Origin of the sequence: Ideonella dechloratans (assembly GCF_021049305.1) — a bacterium.
Classification (GTDB): Bacteria; Pseudomonadota; Gammaproteobacteria; order Burkholderiales; family Burkholderiaceae_C; genus Ideonella; species Ideonella dechloratans.
In genome coordinates, this window is record NZ_CP088082.1 from 313,565 (window position 1) to 330,323 (window position 16,759).

A 16,759-nucleotide genomic window follows, 5' to 3' on the forward strand; every position below is an offset into this window, starting at 1 on the left:
CGGGCTCAGCGCGGTGTGCGTGCCGGCAGCACCGTGCCCCGGCATTCGCCCAGGCCGATGCGGCGCCAGCCCGGCCGCTGGCAGAAGCCGCGCAGGATCACCGTGTCGCCATCCTCCAGGAAGCTGCGCTGCTCGCCGTTGCTGAGTTGCAGCGGCTGCTTGCCGCCCGCGCTCAGCTCCAGCAGCGAGCCGCCCTGCTCGGGCGCGGGGCCCGAGAGCGTGCCGGTGCCCAGCAGGTCGCCGCTGCGCAGGTTGCAGCCGTTCACCGTGTGGTGGGTCAGCAGCTGGGCCGGGGTCCAGAAGGCATCGGCCGCGTTGCTGGTGGACAGGCGGTCCCCCGCGTGGCCGGCGGCCCGCATCGCCGCCGTCTGCAGCCAGACCTCCAGCACGATGTCCAACGCGCCCTGCTGCTGGTTGTCCGCGCTGCTCAGGTAGGGCAGGGGCGCGGGCTGGTTGTCCGGCCGCTGCAGCGGGGCGCGGAACGGCGCCAGTGCCTCCAGCGTCACCACCCAGGGCGAGACGGTGCTGGCGAAGTTCTTGGCCAGGAAAGGGCCCAGCGGCTGGTATTCCCAGGCCTGCAGGTCGCGCGCGCTCCAGTCGTTGAACAGGGTCACGCCGAACAGGTGGGTCTCGGCCTGGGCCAGGTCCACCGCCTCGCCCAGCGCGTTGGGGGAGCCGACGAACAGGCCCAGTTCCAGCTCGTAGTCCAGCCGGGCGCTGGGGCCGAAGCGGGGTTGGCTCTGGCCCTCGGGCGGACGCGTCTGCCCCACCGGGCGGCGCACCGGCTGACCGCTGGCCACGATGGACGAGGCCCGGCCGTGGTAGCCGATGGGCACCCAGCTGTAGTTGGGCAGCAGCGGCTGCTCGGGCCGGAACTGGCGGCCCACCGTGGTGGCGTGGTGGATGCTGGCGTAGAAGTCGGTGTAGTCGCCGATCTCGCAGGGCACGCCCAGCTCCAGCCCCGCCACGGGGTGCAGGGCGCGGGCCCAGGCCGCCTGCTGCGGGCTGCATTCGCGCAGGCCCTCGAACAGGGCCAGGCGCAGGCCGCGCCGCTCCGCCAGCGGCGCGGCCATCAGCCGGTTCATGTCGGCATGGGCCAGCAGGCCGGCCTCGGCCAGGTCCAGCACCTGGTCACCGATGGCCACGCCCAGGTGCCAGGCGGTCTCGCCCGGGCGTCGCCAGCGGCCGTAGGGCAGGTTCTGCAGCGGGAAATCGCTGTCCGGGGCATTGGCGCTCGCCACCCAGCTCAGGGCGTCCGGGGCGTGGGTGGAGTCGGTCGGGTAAGCACTCATCGGCCCATCTCCACCGGCGTGCCCAGCTCGCGCTCGTGCAGGAAGGCGGCATGGCGCGGTGCGCGGCGCGTCTGCGACCACTCTTCCAGCATGTCCCACTTCACTTCATCCAGCCGGGCCTGCAGGGCGGCCTCGTCCGGGTCGGGGCAGGACAGCTCCAGCCGGTGGCCATTGGGATCGAAGAAGTAGATGGAGTGGAACAGGCTGTGGTCAGTCACGCCCAGAACCTCCACCCCCTTGGCTTCCAGGTGGTCCTTGGCGGCCATCAGCGCGGCGCGGTCAGGCAGCTTGAAGGCGATGTGCTGCACCCAGGCCGGCGTGGCCGGGTCCCGGCCCATCGGCGGCTGGGTCGGCAGCTCGAAGAAGGCCAGCACATTGCCGCCACCGGCATCCAGGAACACATGCATGTAGGGGTCGGGCGCCTTGGTCGAGGGCACCCTGTCTTCGGCGATGGCCAGCACGAAGTCCATGCCCAGCATGCGCCGGTACCACAGCACCGTCTCCTTGGCGTCCTTGCAGCGATAGGCCACATGGTGCACGCCGCCCAGCCGGAAGGGCAGGGCGGGCAGGGGCGGGGCGATGTTCATGCTGTCTCCAGCACGCCGCGGCGCAGCTGGTCCCGCTCGATCGACTCGAACAGGGCCTTGAAGTTGCCTTCGCCGAAGCCGTCGTCGCCCCGGCGCTGGATGAACTCGAAGAACACCGGGCCCAGCAGCGTCTGCGAGAAGATCTGCAGCAGCAGACGGGGCGAGCCGCCGGCCGTGCTGCCGTCCAGCAGGATGCCGCGGGTCTGGAGCTCGCTCACCGGCTGGCCGTGGCCGGGCAGGCGCTCGTCGAGCATCTCGTAATAGGCGTCGTTGGGCGCGGTCATCAGGGGGATGCCGGCCAGCGCCAGCTGGTCGATGGTGGCCAGCAGGTCGTCGGTCAGCAGGGCCACGTGCTGGATGCCCTCGCCGTTGAACTGCATCAGGAACTCCTCGATCTGGCCCGATCCCTTCTTGGATTCCTCGTTCAGCGGGATGCGGATCATCCCGTCCGGCGCGGTCATGGCCTTGCTGGTCAGGCCGGTGTATTCGCCCTGGATGTCGAAGTAGCGGATCTCGCGGAAGTTGAACAGGCTTTCGTAGAAGCGCGCCCAGAAGGCCATGCGGCCGCGGTAGACGTTGTGGGTCAGGTGGTCGATCACCTTCAGGCCGAAGCCCACGGGGTGACGGTCCACGCCTTCGAGGAACTCGAAGTCGATGTCGTAGATGCTCTTGCCGTCCTCGAAGCGGTCGATCAGGTAGAGCGGTGCGCCGCCGATGCCCTTGATGGCCGGCAGGCGCAACTCCATCGGGCCGGTCGGAATCTCGACGGGCTGGGCGCCGCGCGACAGCGCCAGGGCATAGGCCTGGTGGGCGTCGCGCACGCGGAAGGCCATGCCGCAGGCCGAGGGGCCGTGTTCGGCCGCGAAATAGGCGGCCTGGCTGTGGGGCTCGTTGTTGACGATGAAGTTGATGCCGCCCTGCCGGTACAGCAGCACCTGTTTGGAACGGTGACGGGCCACCAGGGTGAAGCCCATGCGGGGGAACAGTTCTTCCAGTTGGCCGGGGTTGGGCGAGGCGAATTCGACGAATTCGAAGCCCATCAGGCCCATCGGGTTCTCGTCATGATTGACCATGACAACTCCTTGCGAGTGCGTTCAGATTGCGGGTGTGACGAATCGGGTGAACAGCACCTGAGGAGGCGCGCCGGGGCGGCCCCGCACGCTGCGGGCGAGATGTTCGCCAAGGGTGGAGTGGTGGCGCAGGATGAGCATGAAGCAACATGCCGCTCTTGTGGAGCGGCACGAGCTGGCAGGTTATCGCTGCCTTGCCCCGGCGGTACGGGGGTTTCCCCGATATGGGCGGCCCGATTCGGCAGGCCGGACCCATTCAATCCCATGAACTGACAACGGAGATGAGGATGCAATTTGCGATCAACAGGCCGGTTGGGGCTGGCCTGGTGGCGTTGGCGTGTGCCGCCCTGTCGGGCGGCGCGCAGGCCCAGGCCTATGTGCTGGCCGACGCCGGCTGGAGCCAGCTGGATGTGGACTGCGCAGGTGCCGACCACTGCGACAAGTCCGGCTTCGGCCACAAGGTGCTGGGTGGCTACACCTTCGGCTCGGGCCTGTCCGCCGAGCTGGGTTTCATCTCGTTCGGCCGCGCCGATGCGCGGATCCCTACCGATCACGCGGTGCTGAAGACCTTCGGCTACACACTGGCGGGGGCCTGGACCACATCCCTGGCCAGCGACTGGGACCTGACCCTGCGTCTGGGACTGGCCAGCCTCAAGACCAAGATGACCGACTGGGTGCTCGGCTCCCAGCACGACACTGTCACCAAGCCCTACTTCGGCGCGCAGCTGGGCTACCGGATCAACCCGCAGGTCAAGCTGGTGGGGGGCGTCGATTTCTCGCAGGCGGAACTGCACGGTGACAAGGCCGATGCGCGCAACGTCGCGCTGGGGGCGCAGTTCGACTTCTGAAGTCAGCAGCGCTCAGAAAGGAAAGCCCGCCATTGGCGGGCTTTTTCTTTCCCCAGTGCGATCTGGCTGAATTTACGAGAAGTCGGAGGTGTCCTTTCTATTGGGGAGATCTGCTGCTAGCCGCGGCAAACCCCGTGTGTCTTGTGGTGAGATGAGTAAGTAAAGGATGAGTTATTGGATCGGTGCTCCAGATCATATGAGGAGCCGAAGGCTCGTTCTATGAGCCTGAAGATCGTCATGCTTGGTTGAACTGGACGTTGAGATTGACAGGGAATGGCCGGGTCTTACTCGAATTTGTCTTCACCGGTGCGCCAGCTCTGGGCCAAGAGTGGTGAGCCACAAGGTCATGGCCTCTTGGCGCACATGCTGGATGTGTCTTCGGTGGTGGAGGCCCTGCTGGCGCGGGAGCCGCTGACCACACGCCAGTGGGCTGCACAGGCCTTTGGCCTGCCCGAGTCTGAGGTGGTTCGCTGGCTGGCCGCGCTGGTGGGCTTGCACGATTTTGGCAAAGCCATTCCGGGCTTCCAGGCCAAGTGGGAGCCTGGCTGGCAGCGGCTGCTGGCCTGCGGCATGCAGGTGCCGGCCCCGGTGCTCGGCGCTTCCGACCATGCCTGCGCCACCGCCGCGCTCCTGGGGCCGGCGCTGCAGGGGCTGGTTGAGGCCGATCTGCCCTGGCTGCGCGCCGTCATCCAGGCCATCAGCGCCCATCATGGCTACCACTACCAGCCCGTCGAGGTGAAAGGCGGAGCACCCCTCAGGGAACCCGGGCCCTGGAAGTCCGCCCGGCAGGAATTGCTGGCCACCTACTGGGCTGTGTTGAGCCCGCAGGGCCGTCCCCAGTGCTCGTCGCTGCCGCTGTCGGCCGTGAATTGGTTGGCGGGGCTCACCAGCGTGGCCGACTGGATCGCCTCCAACACCGCCTGGTTCCCCCTGGGCGAGCGGGCAGACGCCCTGGCCGACCATCTGTTGGCCGCCCGGGCGTTGGCCGAGGCGGCGCTGGACGACATTGGCTGGCGCCCGGCGCATGCTTTGCTGCCGGCGGGCGACACCGCGTCAATCAATGCGCTGCTGTCCACGATGGTGAACCGCCCCGAGATGGAGGCGCGCCCCCTGCAGCGCGTGGGCGATGCCCTGCTCCAACAGGCCAGCAGCCCCTGCCTGATGCTGGTGGAGGCCCCCATGGGAGAGGGCAAAACCGAGCTGGCCTTTCTGGCCCATTTGCGCCTGCAGGCCGCCCTGGGGCACCGGGGGCTCTTCGTCGCCCTGCCCACCCAGGCCACCGGCAATGCCTTGTTCAGCCGGGCCCACACTTTTCTGCGGCAGTTCAGCCCGGGGCCGGTCGATCTTCAGCTCGCCCACGGCGGCGCGGCCATGAATGAGGAGCTTCGCCACCTGCGGGACATCAACCACTCGGCCGACGACAGCGTGTCCGCCTCGGTGTGGTTCTCGCAGCGCCGCCGCCCGCTGCTCTCACCTTACGGCGTGGGCACGGTGGATCAGGCCCTGTATGGCGTGCTCAACGTCAAGCACCATTTTGTTCGCCTGTGGGGCCTGGCCAACCGCGTGGTGGTGCTGGACGAGGTCCACGCCTATGACAGTTACACCAGCGGTTTGATCATCTCGCTCCTGCGCTGGCTGCGCGCGCTGGGCTGCTCGGTGGTGCTGATGAGCGCCACCCTGCCCAGGGCGCGGCGTGACGAGCTGGTGCGCGCCTGGGGTGGCCAGCCCAAGGATCTGCCTGCCCTGGCCTATCCCCGTGTGGCCTTGGTGGATGCCCATGCCGTTCACGGCGCCCACTTTGAAGCCCGCCCCCTGTCGCCCATCACCCTGCGGGGCCTGGGCGACAGCCTGGATGAACTGGCCGCCCAGGCCATGGCTCTGGTGGCCGAGGGCGGCTGCGGTGCAGTGATCGTCAACACCGTGGACCGCGCACAGCAGCTCTGCCAGCGCTTGCAGGCGCAACTCGGCCCCGACGTGCCGGTGCTGCTGTTCCATGCCCGGTTCCCCATGGACGAGCGCCAGCGCCTGGAGACCGAGGTCATCCAGCGCTTCGGCGTGCAAGGGCCCCGGCCGGCCCGGGCCCTGCTGGTGGCCACCCAGGTCGCCGAGCAATCACTGGACATCGACTTCGACTTCATGCTCAGCGACTTGGCGCCGGTGGACTTGCTGCTGCAGCGCGCCGGGCGCCTGCACCGGCATGCGCGCACGCGGCCGGCCCAGCATGCGCAGGCCTGCCTGTGGGTGGCCGGCCTGCTGCCAGGCCAACTGCCCGAGCTGAAGAAGACGGCCTGGGGCTTCGTGTATGAGCCCTACATCCTGGGCCGGACCTGGGCCCTGCTGACCCAGGAGCACACCCTGCAGCTGCCGCAGGACATTGACCGCCTTGTCCAGGCTGTGTACGACATCGACATCCCCCTGCCCGATGGGCTGGAGGAGGCCATCCAGACCTTCATCGAGGTCGAGTCCTATGGCGCCCATGTGGCGAAGGTCAACAAGCAGCGCACCGAGTCACGCCAGGTGGCCCTGGACCCGCAGGACGCGCCTGAAGACGCCTACGCCCACAAGCCGCGCGGGCACGAGGTGGAGGAGGGCGGCATCGGCCTGGAAAACTGCACCCGCCAGGGCGACGATGCGGTCACCCTGGTGCCCGTGGCCGTGCTGCCCGATGGCCGCTGGCAGGCCGGGCCCGCCGGCCCGATCTTCGCGTCCGACCAGGCGCTGGACGACGCCACGGCCCGGGCCCTCTACGCCCGGCAGCTCAAGGTGTCCAGGAAGGCGCTGGTCAAGCACTTCCAGCCGCAAGAGCCACCGCCGGCTTTTGCCGGGCATCCCCTTCTCAAGTATTTGCGTCCGCTGCCCTTGTGCGAGGGGCGATGTGCCGCCGGCGCGCTGCAGCTGCGTCTGGACGCGGCCTTGGGCCTGGTTTATGAAAAGGCCGCCAGCCCGGTGGCCTCCAAGGAGGAGAGTGCATGAGCAAGGATTTCAGCCTGCTCGACGAACCCTGGTTGCCCTTGCGCCTGGCCGATGGCCGGGTGGTGGAACTGGGCCTGCGCGAGGTGTTCCGCCGCAGCCGCGAGATCGTCGCCCTGGCGGAGACGGCACCGCCCAGCCTGGTGGCCCAGTACCGGCTGCTGCTGGCCATCACCCACCGCGCGCTCACCCGGGCTCTGGGGCGCTGGGCGCCTGCGGACCGCGTGCGCTGGTACCGGGAGGGCTTGCCCCAGCAGGCGCTGCAGGACTATCTGGACCATTGGCAGGACCGCTTCTGGCTGTTCCACGCGCAAGCACCGTTCCTGCAAGTGGCGGCCCTGGCCGAGGCGCAGGCCACCCGGGACAAACGCAAGCCCTGGACCCAGATCGCCCTGGCCAGCGCGAACGGCAACACACCGGTGGTGTTCGACCATGCAGTCGATGCCGAACCCACGGCGTTGGCGCCCGCACAGGCCTTGGGCACCTTGCTGGGCTACCTGCAGTTCACGCCTGGGGGCTTGGTGAAATGCCTGCGCGATGCCGACAAGGCGGGGCCTCTGGTCAATACCGCAGCCATCTTGCCACTCGGGGCCACCCTGAACGAGACCCTCTGCCTGGCCCTGCACCCGGCTTCCCGTTCTGGCGAGGAAGAGATCGACCTGCCGGCCTGGGAGCGTCCTCCGCTCACCATCGCGCAACTGCAGGGTGAACCGGTTCCCGCCACCGGCCCCAATGACCGCTACACCCGTCAGAGTCGGGCCGTGCTGTTGCTGCCCGAGGCCGACGGCACGGTGCGCTGGCTGCACTTTGCGGCTGGGTGGGCCCTGGCTGACGACCCCCATGCGCCCGACCCGATGGCTTGCTTTCGCGTGGGCAGCCAGGGCCTGGTGCGGGTGAGCTTCACCGAGGGCCGCGCCTTCTGGCGGGACCTGCCGGCCATGGTGCCCATGCCCGCATTGCCCCAGGGCCTGAACAGCCAGGCCGCGGCGGTGCTGCAGCATGCCCTGGCGCTTCACGGGGCCATGGCCTGGACCGTGCCGGACCAGCCCCTGCTGGTGGCAGGGCTGGCCAGCGACCAAGCCAAGCTGCTGCGCTGGCGCGCCGAGTCTCTGCGGCTGCCCACGGCCTTGGTGGCCGAGCCTGAACGTGCGGCGGAATTGCGCGACCAGGTGGCCCTGGCCGAGGCCGTGCACCGCGCCGTGGCACAACTGGCCGTGGGGATGCTGGCCGCCACGCTGCCCGACCCCACGAGCAAGGACACCCGCACGCGGGCCCGCGCGCTGCTGGATACCGGCCCCTTCACAGCCAGCTACTTTGCGCAGGCGCAGCGGGCCCTTCCGGCGCTGATGCAGGGCCTGGCGGGCGATGCCCAGGACGCCGCCTTGGCCGCCTGGCAGCAGGCCCTGCGCGCGGCGGCGCTGCAGGCCTGGCAGCAGGCGCTGCAGGGTCTGGGGCGCTCGCCCCGGGCCTTGAAGGCCGATGCCCTGTATTGGCCCCGGCTGCACAGCACGCTGAACCAGCAACTGCCCCTTCATTCACCCCTTGTCGCCCAGGAGGAGGCCTGACGTGAGCGAGTACACCCAAGCATTCATCGATCACCTGACGCGCCTGGCGGAGAAGAACGCCGATCGTGGCGCACTGGCGGCTTTGCGCCACAGCCTGGCCTTCCCGCCGGGGCGCTATCCCAAGGCCTATCCCTACGTCGAGCGGTTCGTCCCGCCGGAATGGCATGCCGAGGATGGCCGTCGCCTGGCGCTCTACGCGGTGGCTGGCCTGTGGGCCCGTCATCCGAGTTCGCGGGGGGCGAGCCTGGCTGCCAGCTTCGGCGAGTTGATGCGCCTGCGTGACAACGCGCCCAGCATCGAGCAGCGCTTCATCGCCTTGCTCGGGGCCGATGCCGAGGGCGTGATGGACCACCTGCGCCAGGCCATCGGCCTGTTGGCGGCCGAGGGGCTGGGGCTGGACTACGCCCGTTTTCTCTCGGACCTGCAGGTGTGGCTGAGCTCCTCGGAGGCCTATGCCGGCCACACCGACCAGTTGGATCGCATCCGCCAGCGCTGGGCGCGCGACTTCTACCGTGCGCAGCAGGGGCCTGCCGCCCCGGCCACAGAGACCATCGACCACACCGACCTTGCCCAATGAAGGGAGCCCACACCATGAGCCTGTTCCTTGAATTCCACCTGATCCAGAACTTCGCCCCCTCCAACCTGAACCGGGACGACACCGGTGCGCCCAAGGACGCCTTGTTTGGTGGCCAGCGCCGAGCCCGCATCAGCAGCCAGTGCCTCAAACGCGCCGTGCGCTTGACCGCGCAGGCCCAGGAGCTGGTGCCGGCAGCGAACCGGGCAGTCCGCACCAAGAAGCTGCTGCAACTGCTGCTGGAGCGCCTGGCCGGGCGTGACCCGGAAGAGGCCCGCCAGAAGATCGAGATGGTGCTGGCCGGGGTGGGGCTCAAGCTCAAGGACGATGGCAAGACCGAGTACCTGCTGTTCCTGGGCGACAACGAGGTGGCCGGCCTGGCCGGGTTGATCGAGCAGCACTGGGACGCGTTGGTGACCAGCGCGGGCGAGAAGAAGAGCAAGAAGGAAGCGAAGGCGGCCGTTCCGCCCGAGATCACCAAGCAGGCCAAGGCCCTGCTCGACGGCGGCAAGGCCGTGGACGTGGCCCTGTTCGGCCGCATGCTGGCCGATCTGCCTTCGGTGAACCAGGACGCGGCCTGCCAGGTGGCCCATGCCATCAGCACCCACCGGGTGGAGCGTGAGTTCGACTACTTCACCGCGGTGGACGACCGGGGCGATGCCGACGAAACCGGCGCCGGCATGATCGGGCAGGTGGAGTTCAACTCCGCCACGCTCTACCGCTACGCCGTGCTGGACCTGCACAAGTTGATGGCCAATCTGCAGGGCGACCGTGAGCTGGCGCTTTCGTCGGTGGCGGCCTTCACGCAAGCCCTGGTGCGCGCCATTCCCTCGGGCAAGCAGAACAGCTTTGCGGCCCATAACCCGCCGGAGTTCGTGGGCGTCTGCCTGCGCCACGGGGCACCGTTGAGCCTGGCCAACGCCTTCGAGAAGCCGGTGGCGCCCCGGGGGGACCAGGCGCTGACCGCGCAGTCCGTGCAAGCGCTGGCCGACTACGAAGCCAAGCTGGCCGCCGTCTACGGGCAGGCCGAGGACCGCTGGCTGGTGCTGGACCTGACCACCCGCTGGCCGGCAGAGCGCGGCCAGACCCAGGCCAACCTTGGCGCGCTGGCCGCGGCCTCCCAGGCCCTGGCCGCTCAGGCGCTGGAGGCATGAGCACCATGGCCACCTTGCTGCTGCGCCTGCAGGGGCCCATGCAGTCCTGGGGCACCACCAGCCGCTTTGACGAGCGCGACACCCAGCTGGAGCCGTCCAAGTCCGGCGTGCTGGGGCTGGTGTGTGCCGCCCTGGGGCGGGACCGTGCCGAGCCCGTGGACGACCTGGCCGCGCTGCGCATGGGCGTGCGCGTGGACCGTGAAGGCGCCCTCATGCGCGACTACCAGACGGCCACCGGGGTGGTCGTGGCCGCCACCGGCAAGCCTGATCTGGAGCGCACCGTGGTCAGCCCGCGCTTCTACCTGGCCGATGCGGTGTTTCTGGTGGGGCTGGAGGGGGACGACACTGCCTTGCTGGCGCGCATCCACGCGGCTCTGCGGGCGCCCGTCTGGCCGCTGGCGCTGGGCCGCAAGAGCTTTGTGCCCTCCAGCCCCATCCACCTGCCCGACGGGCTGGTCGATCTGCCGCTGGAGGAGGCCCTCCATCGCTACCAGGCGCCGGACATGCCCCGCCCACCGGGCCCGCTGCGCCTGGTGCTGGAAACCCGTGAACCCGGCCACGAAGGCGCGGTGCGGCTGGACCAGCCGATGGCGCCGTTTTCCCAGCGCCGCTTTGGCCCCCGGTTCGTCACCACCCATCTCACAGGAGCCTTCGATGCACCTGACCCGGTTGCGGCTTGACCCGCGCAGCGCGCAGGCGCGGCGCGATCTGGCCAGCCCCTATGACATGCACCGCACCCTGGTGCGTGCCTTCGTGTCCGATGCCGAGCAGACACCGCCCCGCTTCCTGTGGCGCCTGGAACCCACCAGCCCCTGGCGCGCGCCCGAGCTGCTGGTGCAATCCGCACACCCCGCCCATTGGGAGGCGCTGGCGGCGCTGCCCGGTTACCTCCAGGCCGAACGCGCCTGGGAGACGCGGCCACTGGACGAGCTCTCCGGCCTGATGGCGCAGACCCGCTGCCGCTTCCGCCTGTGGGCCAATCCCACCGTCACCCGGGAGGGCAAACGCCGGGGCCTGGTGGCCGAAGCCGATCAGCTGGCCTGGCTGGCCCGGCAGGGCGAGCAGCATGGCTTCTCGGTCGAGACCGTGCTGGTCACCGGGCAGGACCTGCTGGACAGCCGCAAGGCCGACACCCGACTGACCCTGCTGCAAGTCCGGTTCGAAGGGGTGCTGCGCGTGACTGACCCCACGCTGCTGAGCCAGGCCGTGCAGGCCGGCATCGGGCCGGGCAAGGCCTTCGGTTGTGGCCTGCTCAGCCTGGCCCGCTGCGCATGAAGCTGCTGCCGCCGCTCAAGCCCCTGCCCATGAAGGACCGCATCTCGATGGTCTTTGTCCAGTACGGCCAGGTGGACGTGCTGGACGGCGCCTTTGTCCTGATCGACAAGGCCGGCGTGCGCACCCACATCCCCGTGGGTTCGGTGGCCTGCATCATGCTGGAGCCCGGCACGCGGGTGTCGCATGCCGCCATCCGCCTGGCGGCGCAGGTGGGCACCCTGCTGGTCTGGGTCGGGGAGTCGGGCGTTCGGCTCTATGCCAGCGGGCAGCCTGGCGGTGCCCGCGCCGACCGGCTGCTCTACCAGGCCAAGCTGGCGCTGGACGACGAGCTGCGCCTCAAAGTCGTTCGCAAGATGTACGAGCTGCGCTTTGGCGAGCCCGCGCCCGCGCGGCGCAGTGTGGAGCAACTGCGTGGCATTGAAGGCGCGCGCGTACGGGCCACCTACAAGCTGCTGGCCCAGCAGCACCATGTGAACTGGCAGGCCCGCAACTACGACCGTCAGCAGTGGGACGCCGCCGACGTGCCCAACCGCTGCCTCTCGGCCGCCACGTCCTGCCTTTACGGCATTTCCGAGGCTGCCGTGCTGGCCGCAGGCTACGCCCCGGCCGTGGGCTTCATCCACACCGGCAAGCCCCTGTCCTTCGTCTACGACGTGGCCGACCTCTTCAAGTTCGAGACCGTGGTGCCGCTGGCCTTTCGCATTGCAGCCAAGGCGCCGCCTGAGCCAGAGCGCGCCGTGCGCCTGGCCTGCCGCGACCTGTTCCGCAGCAGCAAGCTGCTCGAACGCATCATCCCCACCATCGAAGAGGTGCTGGCTGCCGGAGAGATTGCTCCGCCGCAGGCGCCGCCCGAATCGGTGCCCCCGGCCATTCCGAATCCGGACAGCCTGGGCGATGCGGGCCACCGCAGCCAGTGAATCTGCCCCACCGCGCGCGTCACATGCCATTCCTCGTCGTTGTCACCGAAAACGTGCCGCCCCGGCTGAGGGGGCGCCTGGCCATCTGGCTGCTGGAGGTGCGAGCCGGGGTGTACATCGGCGATGTGTCCCGCCGCACGCGCGAGATGCTGTGGGAGCAACTGTCCGAAAGCCATGAGGACGGCAACGTCGTCATGGCCTGGGCCAGCAGCAGCGAATCGGGCTACGACTTTCAGACCCTGGGGCAGAACCGGCGGGAGCCGGTGGACTACGACGGCCTGCGCCTGGTGAGCTTCTTGCCAGGAGCCGCTCCCGATCTTTAAAAACACGCCGAAAATTCGGTAGAACCAGCGCAGTCCATTTTTCCCTTGTGGAACAATGACTTGCATTTGGTGTGTTCCCCGCGAGCGCGGGGATGAACCGAGGCTACGCGCTGGATGCGACGATCAGCACCGGTGTTCCCCGCGAGCGCGGGGATGAACCGGCCGTGACCCGGCGCATCAACGGCGGCCTGACGTGTTCCCCGCGAGCGCGGGGATGAACCGCTCCTGGCCAGCTTCCGGCGAGGCACCTGATGGTGTTCCCCGCGAGCGCGGGGATGAACCGGCCGTGACCCGGCGCATCAACGGCGGCCTGACGTGTTCCCCGCGAGCGCGGGGATGAACCGCCCTGGAGCGCGAGGTTGTCACCCGCGAGGTGGTGTTCCCCGCGAGCGCGGGGATGAACCGACGCAGGAGGCCTCAGCATGACCTGGATGCTCGTGTTCCCCGCGAGCGCGGGGATGAACCGTCCGGTGCTGTCGCCGCTGGTCCAGGTCAGCAGTGTTCCCCGCGAGCGCGGGGATGAACCGCCCCTGGTGCTGCTGGGCGAGGTGGCCTGACCGTGTTCCCCGCGAGCGCGGGGATGAACCGCTCAGCTGCACGCCGTGGGTCCACAGGCCATCGGTGTTCCCCGCGAGCGCGGGGATGAACCGGACAGCGTCTGAGTCGCCTGAATGCCGGCATAGGGTGTTCCCCGCGAGCGCGGGGATGAACCGGCGCCCGCACCATCCCGCCCGAGAAGGTCGAGGTGTTCCCCGCGAGCGCGGGGATGAACCGGAGGAAGCATGACCATTGACTTCGAAACCCTGGTGTTCCCCGCGAGCGCGGGGATGAACCGCTGCACCCCAGCGCCGACACCACGGCCCGCACCGTGTTCCCCGCGAGCGCGGGGATGAACCGGGGCGCGGCGGCTGGGCTGACCCGGCATGGCCGTGTTCCCCGCGAGCGCGGGGATGAACCGCATGCCCAGGCCGAGAACGAGAAGCGCTTGCCGTGTTCCCCGCGAGCGCGGGGATGAACCGGTGTCTAGGGCATCTCCTTGCAATCCGGCATCGTGTTCCCCGCGAGCGCGGGGATGAACCGCGGATCGTCCGCGTGACGGTCACTGACCTGGAGTGTTCCCCGCGAGCGCGGGGATGAACCGCCCCGAATGCCACTTTGAACTCAAGCAGGCCGGTGTTCCCCGCGAGCGCGGGGATGAACCGTGTGGTCTTGCCGGGCCGTCATCCAGGCGGAGGTGTTCCCCGCGAGCGCGGGGATGAACCGGGACGTGCCGACTGGGTGTTTCGCACTGCTGCGTGTTCCCCGCGAGCGCGGGGATGAACCGTGAGCGCGGGGCTATTGCTCGCGGCAGTCTGCGTGTTCCCCGCGAGCGCGGGGATGAACCGCACATCAACACCGTCCGCCCGGCCTGCTACGGGTGTTCCCCGCGAGCGCGGGGATGAACTGCCCTATGTCTACGCAGCCGCTGCATCGGTCATGTGTTCCCCGCGAGCGCGGGGATGAACCGTCCACCGACTTCCTCACACAGACCCTGCTGGCGTGTTCCCCGCGAGCGCGGGGATGAACCGTGGGCGCCGCCACACAGCTTGCATTTCGGATCGTGTTCCCCGCGAGCGCGGGGATGAACCGGGATGATCCACATCACCATCGACTGGCCCGAGGTGTTCCCCGCGAGCGCGGGGATGAACCGGTCGGCGCCCTGGTGACCCTGGCCGCCGTGTCGTGTTCCCCGCGAGCGCGGGGATGAACCGCGTCAGGCGGACATGGAGGCCATTGTTCGGGAGTGTTCCCCGCGAGCGCGGGGATGAACCGTGGGCTCGGCAGGACTGGCAGAAACAGCAGGAGTGTTCCCCGCGAGCGCGGGGATGAACCGAACTACGGCGTCGATATTTCAACACTGATCCGGTGTTCCCCGCGAGCGCGGGGATGAACCGGATTAAGCGGTCAGGGGAATCAAGCGGACGGCGTGTTCCCCGCGAGCGCGGGGATGAACCGTAATCGGCCGGCACGTTGTCGGTGCCTGCCGAGTGTTCCCCGCGAGCGCGGGGATGAACCGCCTCTCAACTCCACTCAACTGGCTTGGGAGCTGTGTTCCCCGCGAGCGCGGGGATGAACCGGTTCCGCGACTGGTTGATTGGACTTTGAAAGAGTGTTCCCCGCGAGCGCGGGGATGAACCGAGCTGATCGACCCGCTCAGCATTGCCCCATGAGTGTTCCCCGCGAGCGCGGGGATGAACCGGCCAGCGGCGACACCTGGGCGCAGTCGCTCTAGTGTTCCCCGCGAGCGCGGGGATGAACCTGCGCATGTGGTGCAACCGCCAGGGTTTCGCACGTGTTCCCCGCGAGCGCGGGGATGAACCGCTCAGCCCATACGGCGGGTCCGTGACGATCGCGTGTTCCCCGCGAGCGCGGGGATGAACCGATGGTTGCTTCCTCATGGTCGCACGCCATGAAGTGTTCCCCGCGAGCGCGGGGATGAACCGCACACCGGGATGATCCGGGCGATGTGGGTGGCGGTGTTCCCCGCGAGCGCGGGGATGAACCGGAAGCGAAGAAAGGCGGCGGCAGCCTGGGCGAGTGTTCCCCGCGAGCGCGGGGATGAACCGACTCAGCGCCGAGCTGGCGAGGTGTGGCTTTCGTGTTCCCCGCGAGCGCGGGGATGAACCGGCGACTTCGTGCGCGTGACCGAGCCGACGGTTGTGTTCCCCGCGAGCGCGGGGATGAACCGGCGAACCGTCTCTGCTTTGGTGGCATGGCGCCGTGTTCCCCGCGAGCGCGGGGATGAACCGTCCGAACGCATGTAGAGGCCCGACAGGCCACCGTGTTCCCCGCGAGCGCGGGGATGAACCGACCATTGATCGGCTCATGCAGCGTGACGCACAGTGTTCCCCGCGAGCGCGGGGATGAACCGGTGCTGGCCAGCATCGTGAAGGGGACGTGATGGTGTTCCCCGCGAGCGCGGGGATGAACCGTGCGCCAGGCCCTGGCTGCCGGCGAGGTGGAAGTGTTCCCCGCGAGCGCGGGGATGAACCGAGATGCGGAGGGTGGCATGAACACCGATCTGATGTGTTCCCCGCGAGCGCGGGGATGAACCATCGTCCAGGCCACCAAGATCACCGGCGACGACGTGTTCCCCGCGAGCGCGGGGATGAACCGGGTGGGGGAGTCCGCCTCGGCGGGCGCCCCCAGTGTTCCCCGCGAGCGCGGGGATGAACCGCCGACGCCAGCCGGGCATTGTCTCGATCACCAGTGTTCCCCGCGAGCGCGGGGATGAACCGGCCCGCAACCGACAGCTGGCGATCAGGGGAATGTGTTCCCCGCGAGCGCGGGGATGAACCGAACCTGCCGAGCTGGCGCAACGTGGTCGAGTCGTGTTCCCCGCGAGCGCGGGGATGAACCGCCCAGCGGAGCGCGGTTCTGCAAGGACGGACCGTGTTCCCCGCGAGCGCGGGGATGAACCGTCCCAATCCACCAGGCCTGCCGAGATGATGAAGTGTTCCCCGCGAGCGCGGGGATGAACCGGAGCCCGCAATGACTGCCCAACAGCAGACCCCCGTGTTCCCCGCGAGCGCGGGGATGAACCGCGCTTCGAGGGCTTCCGCTCTCGGCCGTACCTGTGTTCCCCGCGAGCGCGGGGATGAACCGGCCCTGAACCTCTATAACTTCAACGAGGGGGCGTGTTCCCCGCGAGCGCGGGGATGAACCGTTGTGGCGCAGCCGGCGCACCGGGTCACCGCTGTGTTCCCCGCGAGCGCGGGGATGAACCGGCAAATACGACGCGCTGACCGGGGAAGGGCAGGTGTTCCCCGCGAGCGCGGGGATGAACCGTAGCCCGAGGAGACGATGCTGCGGCAGGTCTCGTGTTCCCCGCGAGCGCGGGGATGAACCGCTCACGGCGTCAGACATGAGGCCCTGCACAACGTGTTCCCCGCGAGCGCGGGGATGAACCGGCGCCCTGCGCATCGAAGATGCCGCGCACGCTGTGTTCCCCGCGAGCGCGGGGATGAACCGGCCTGCATGGCCTGGTCGGCATTGGACGGGGCGTATTCCCCGCGATCGCGGGGATGAACCGAGCCGCCAGATCGGCGCCACCTGGTACTTTGCGTGTTCCCCGCGAGCGCGGGGGATGAACCGGATGGCCGGGAGTTCTTCGGCAACTGGTCCTCCGTGTTCCCCGCGAGAGC

12 protein-coding genes and 1 CRISPR repeat array are annotated in these 16,759 nt (G+C 69.0%); of the genes, 9 read left to right on the forward strand and 3 right to left on the reverse strand.

All coding sequences use genetic code 11. The features are described 5' to 3' along the window. Positions 1-5 precede the first annotated feature (5 nt). From fahA to hppD, 3 genes are read right to left on the reverse strand one after another with little or no spacing between them, the layout of a single operon-like run. Complete coding sequence (fahA, locus tag LRM40_RS19390; protein ID WP_151123223.1) at positions 6-1,292, reverse strand: fumarylacetoacetase; 1,287 nt, start codon at positions 1,290-1,292, stop codon at positions 6-8. Continuing rightward, entirely contained in the window at positions 1,289-1,879 is a 591-nt protein-coding gene (locus LRM40_RS19395; RefSeq protein WP_151123222.1) for a VOC family protein, read from the reverse strand. The genes fahA and LRM40_RS19395 overlap by 4 nt, the downstream gene beginning before the upstream one ends. Further along, positions 1,876-2,952 carry a 4-hydroxyphenylpyruvate dioxygenase gene (gene hppD / locus LRM40_RS19400; RefSeq protein WP_151123221.1) on the reverse strand — a complete coding sequence of 359 codons (1,077 nt, stop codon included), beginning with the start codon at positions 2,950-2,952 and terminating at the stop codon, positions 1,876-1,878. Before hppD ends, LRM40_RS19395 begins: the two co-directional genes overlap by 4 nt. A gap of 284 nt (positions 2,953-3,236) precedes the next feature. On the opposite strand from hppD, the gene LRM40_RS19405 reads away from it, so the two are divergent. The 9 genes from LRM40_RS19405 (at position 3,237) to cas2e (ending at position 12,575) form a co-directional block, all read left to right on the forward strand. Then, positions 3,237-3,797, forward strand: a complete 561-nt coding sequence (locus LRM40_RS19405) for an outer membrane beta-barrel protein (RefSeq protein WP_170288813.1) — start codon at positions 3,237-3,239, stop codon at positions 3,795-3,797. A gap of 273 nt (positions 3,798-4,070) precedes the next feature. Further along, positions 4,071-6,770: a CRISPR-associated helicase Cas3' gene (cas3, locus tag LRM40_RS19410; protein ID WP_151123219.1), complete on the forward strand. Its 2,700-nt coding sequence runs from the start codon at positions 4,071-4,073 to the stop codon at positions 6,768-6,770. Further along, a complete protein-coding gene (gene casA, locus LRM40_RS19415; protein ID WP_151123218.1) occupies positions 6,767-8,332 on the forward strand; it encodes a type I-E CRISPR-associated protein Cse1/CasA in 1,566 nt (521 codons plus the stop codon). Before cas3 ends, casA begins: the two co-directional genes overlap by 4 nt. A 1-nt stretch (position 8,333) precedes the next feature. Next, complete coding sequence (casB, locus tag LRM40_RS19420; RefSeq protein WP_151123217.1) at positions 8,334-8,909, forward strand: type I-E CRISPR-associated protein Cse2/CasB; 576 nt, start codon at positions 8,334-8,336, stop codon at positions 8,907-8,909. 14 nt (positions 8,910-8,923) lie between these two features. Beyond that, a complete protein-coding gene (cas7e, locus tag LRM40_RS19425; RefSeq protein WP_151123216.1) occupies positions 8,924-10,060 on the forward strand; it encodes a type I-E CRISPR-associated protein Cas7/Cse4/CasC in 1,137 nt (378 codons plus the stop codon). Positions 10,061-10,065: 5 nt separating this feature from the next. Continuing rightward, on the forward strand, positions 10,066-10,740 hold the full coding sequence (gene cas5e, locus LRM40_RS19430) for a type I-E CRISPR-associated protein Cas5/CasD (RefSeq protein WP_151123261.1): 675 nt from the start codon (positions 10,066-10,068) through the stop codon (positions 10,738-10,740). Next, positions 10,715-11,335, forward strand: a complete 621-nt coding sequence (cas6e, locus tag LRM40_RS19435) for a type I-E CRISPR-associated protein Cas6/Cse3/CasE (RefSeq protein ID WP_151123215.1) — start codon at positions 10,715-10,717, stop codon at positions 11,333-11,335. Before cas5e ends, cas6e begins: the two co-directional genes overlap by 26 nt. A gap of 29 nt (positions 11,336-11,364) precedes the next feature. Then, positions 11,365-12,252, forward strand: a complete 888-nt coding sequence (gene cas1e / locus LRM40_RS19440; RefSeq protein WP_151123260.1) for a type I-E CRISPR-associated endonuclease Cas1e — start codon at positions 11,365-11,367, stop codon at positions 12,250-12,252. Between the two features lie 23 nt (positions 12,253-12,275). Continuing rightward, a complete protein-coding gene (cas2e, locus tag LRM40_RS19445; protein ID WP_151123214.1) occupies positions 12,276-12,575 on the forward strand; it encodes a type I-E CRISPR-associated endoribonuclease Cas2e in 300 nt (99 codons plus the stop codon). A gap of 71 nt (positions 12,576-12,646) precedes the next feature. Next, a CRISPR array of direct repeats spans positions 12,647-16,648; the repeat unit is 29 nt; unit sequence GTGTTCCCCGCGAGCGCGGGGATGAACCG. Positions 16,649-16,759 lie beyond the last annotated feature (111 nt).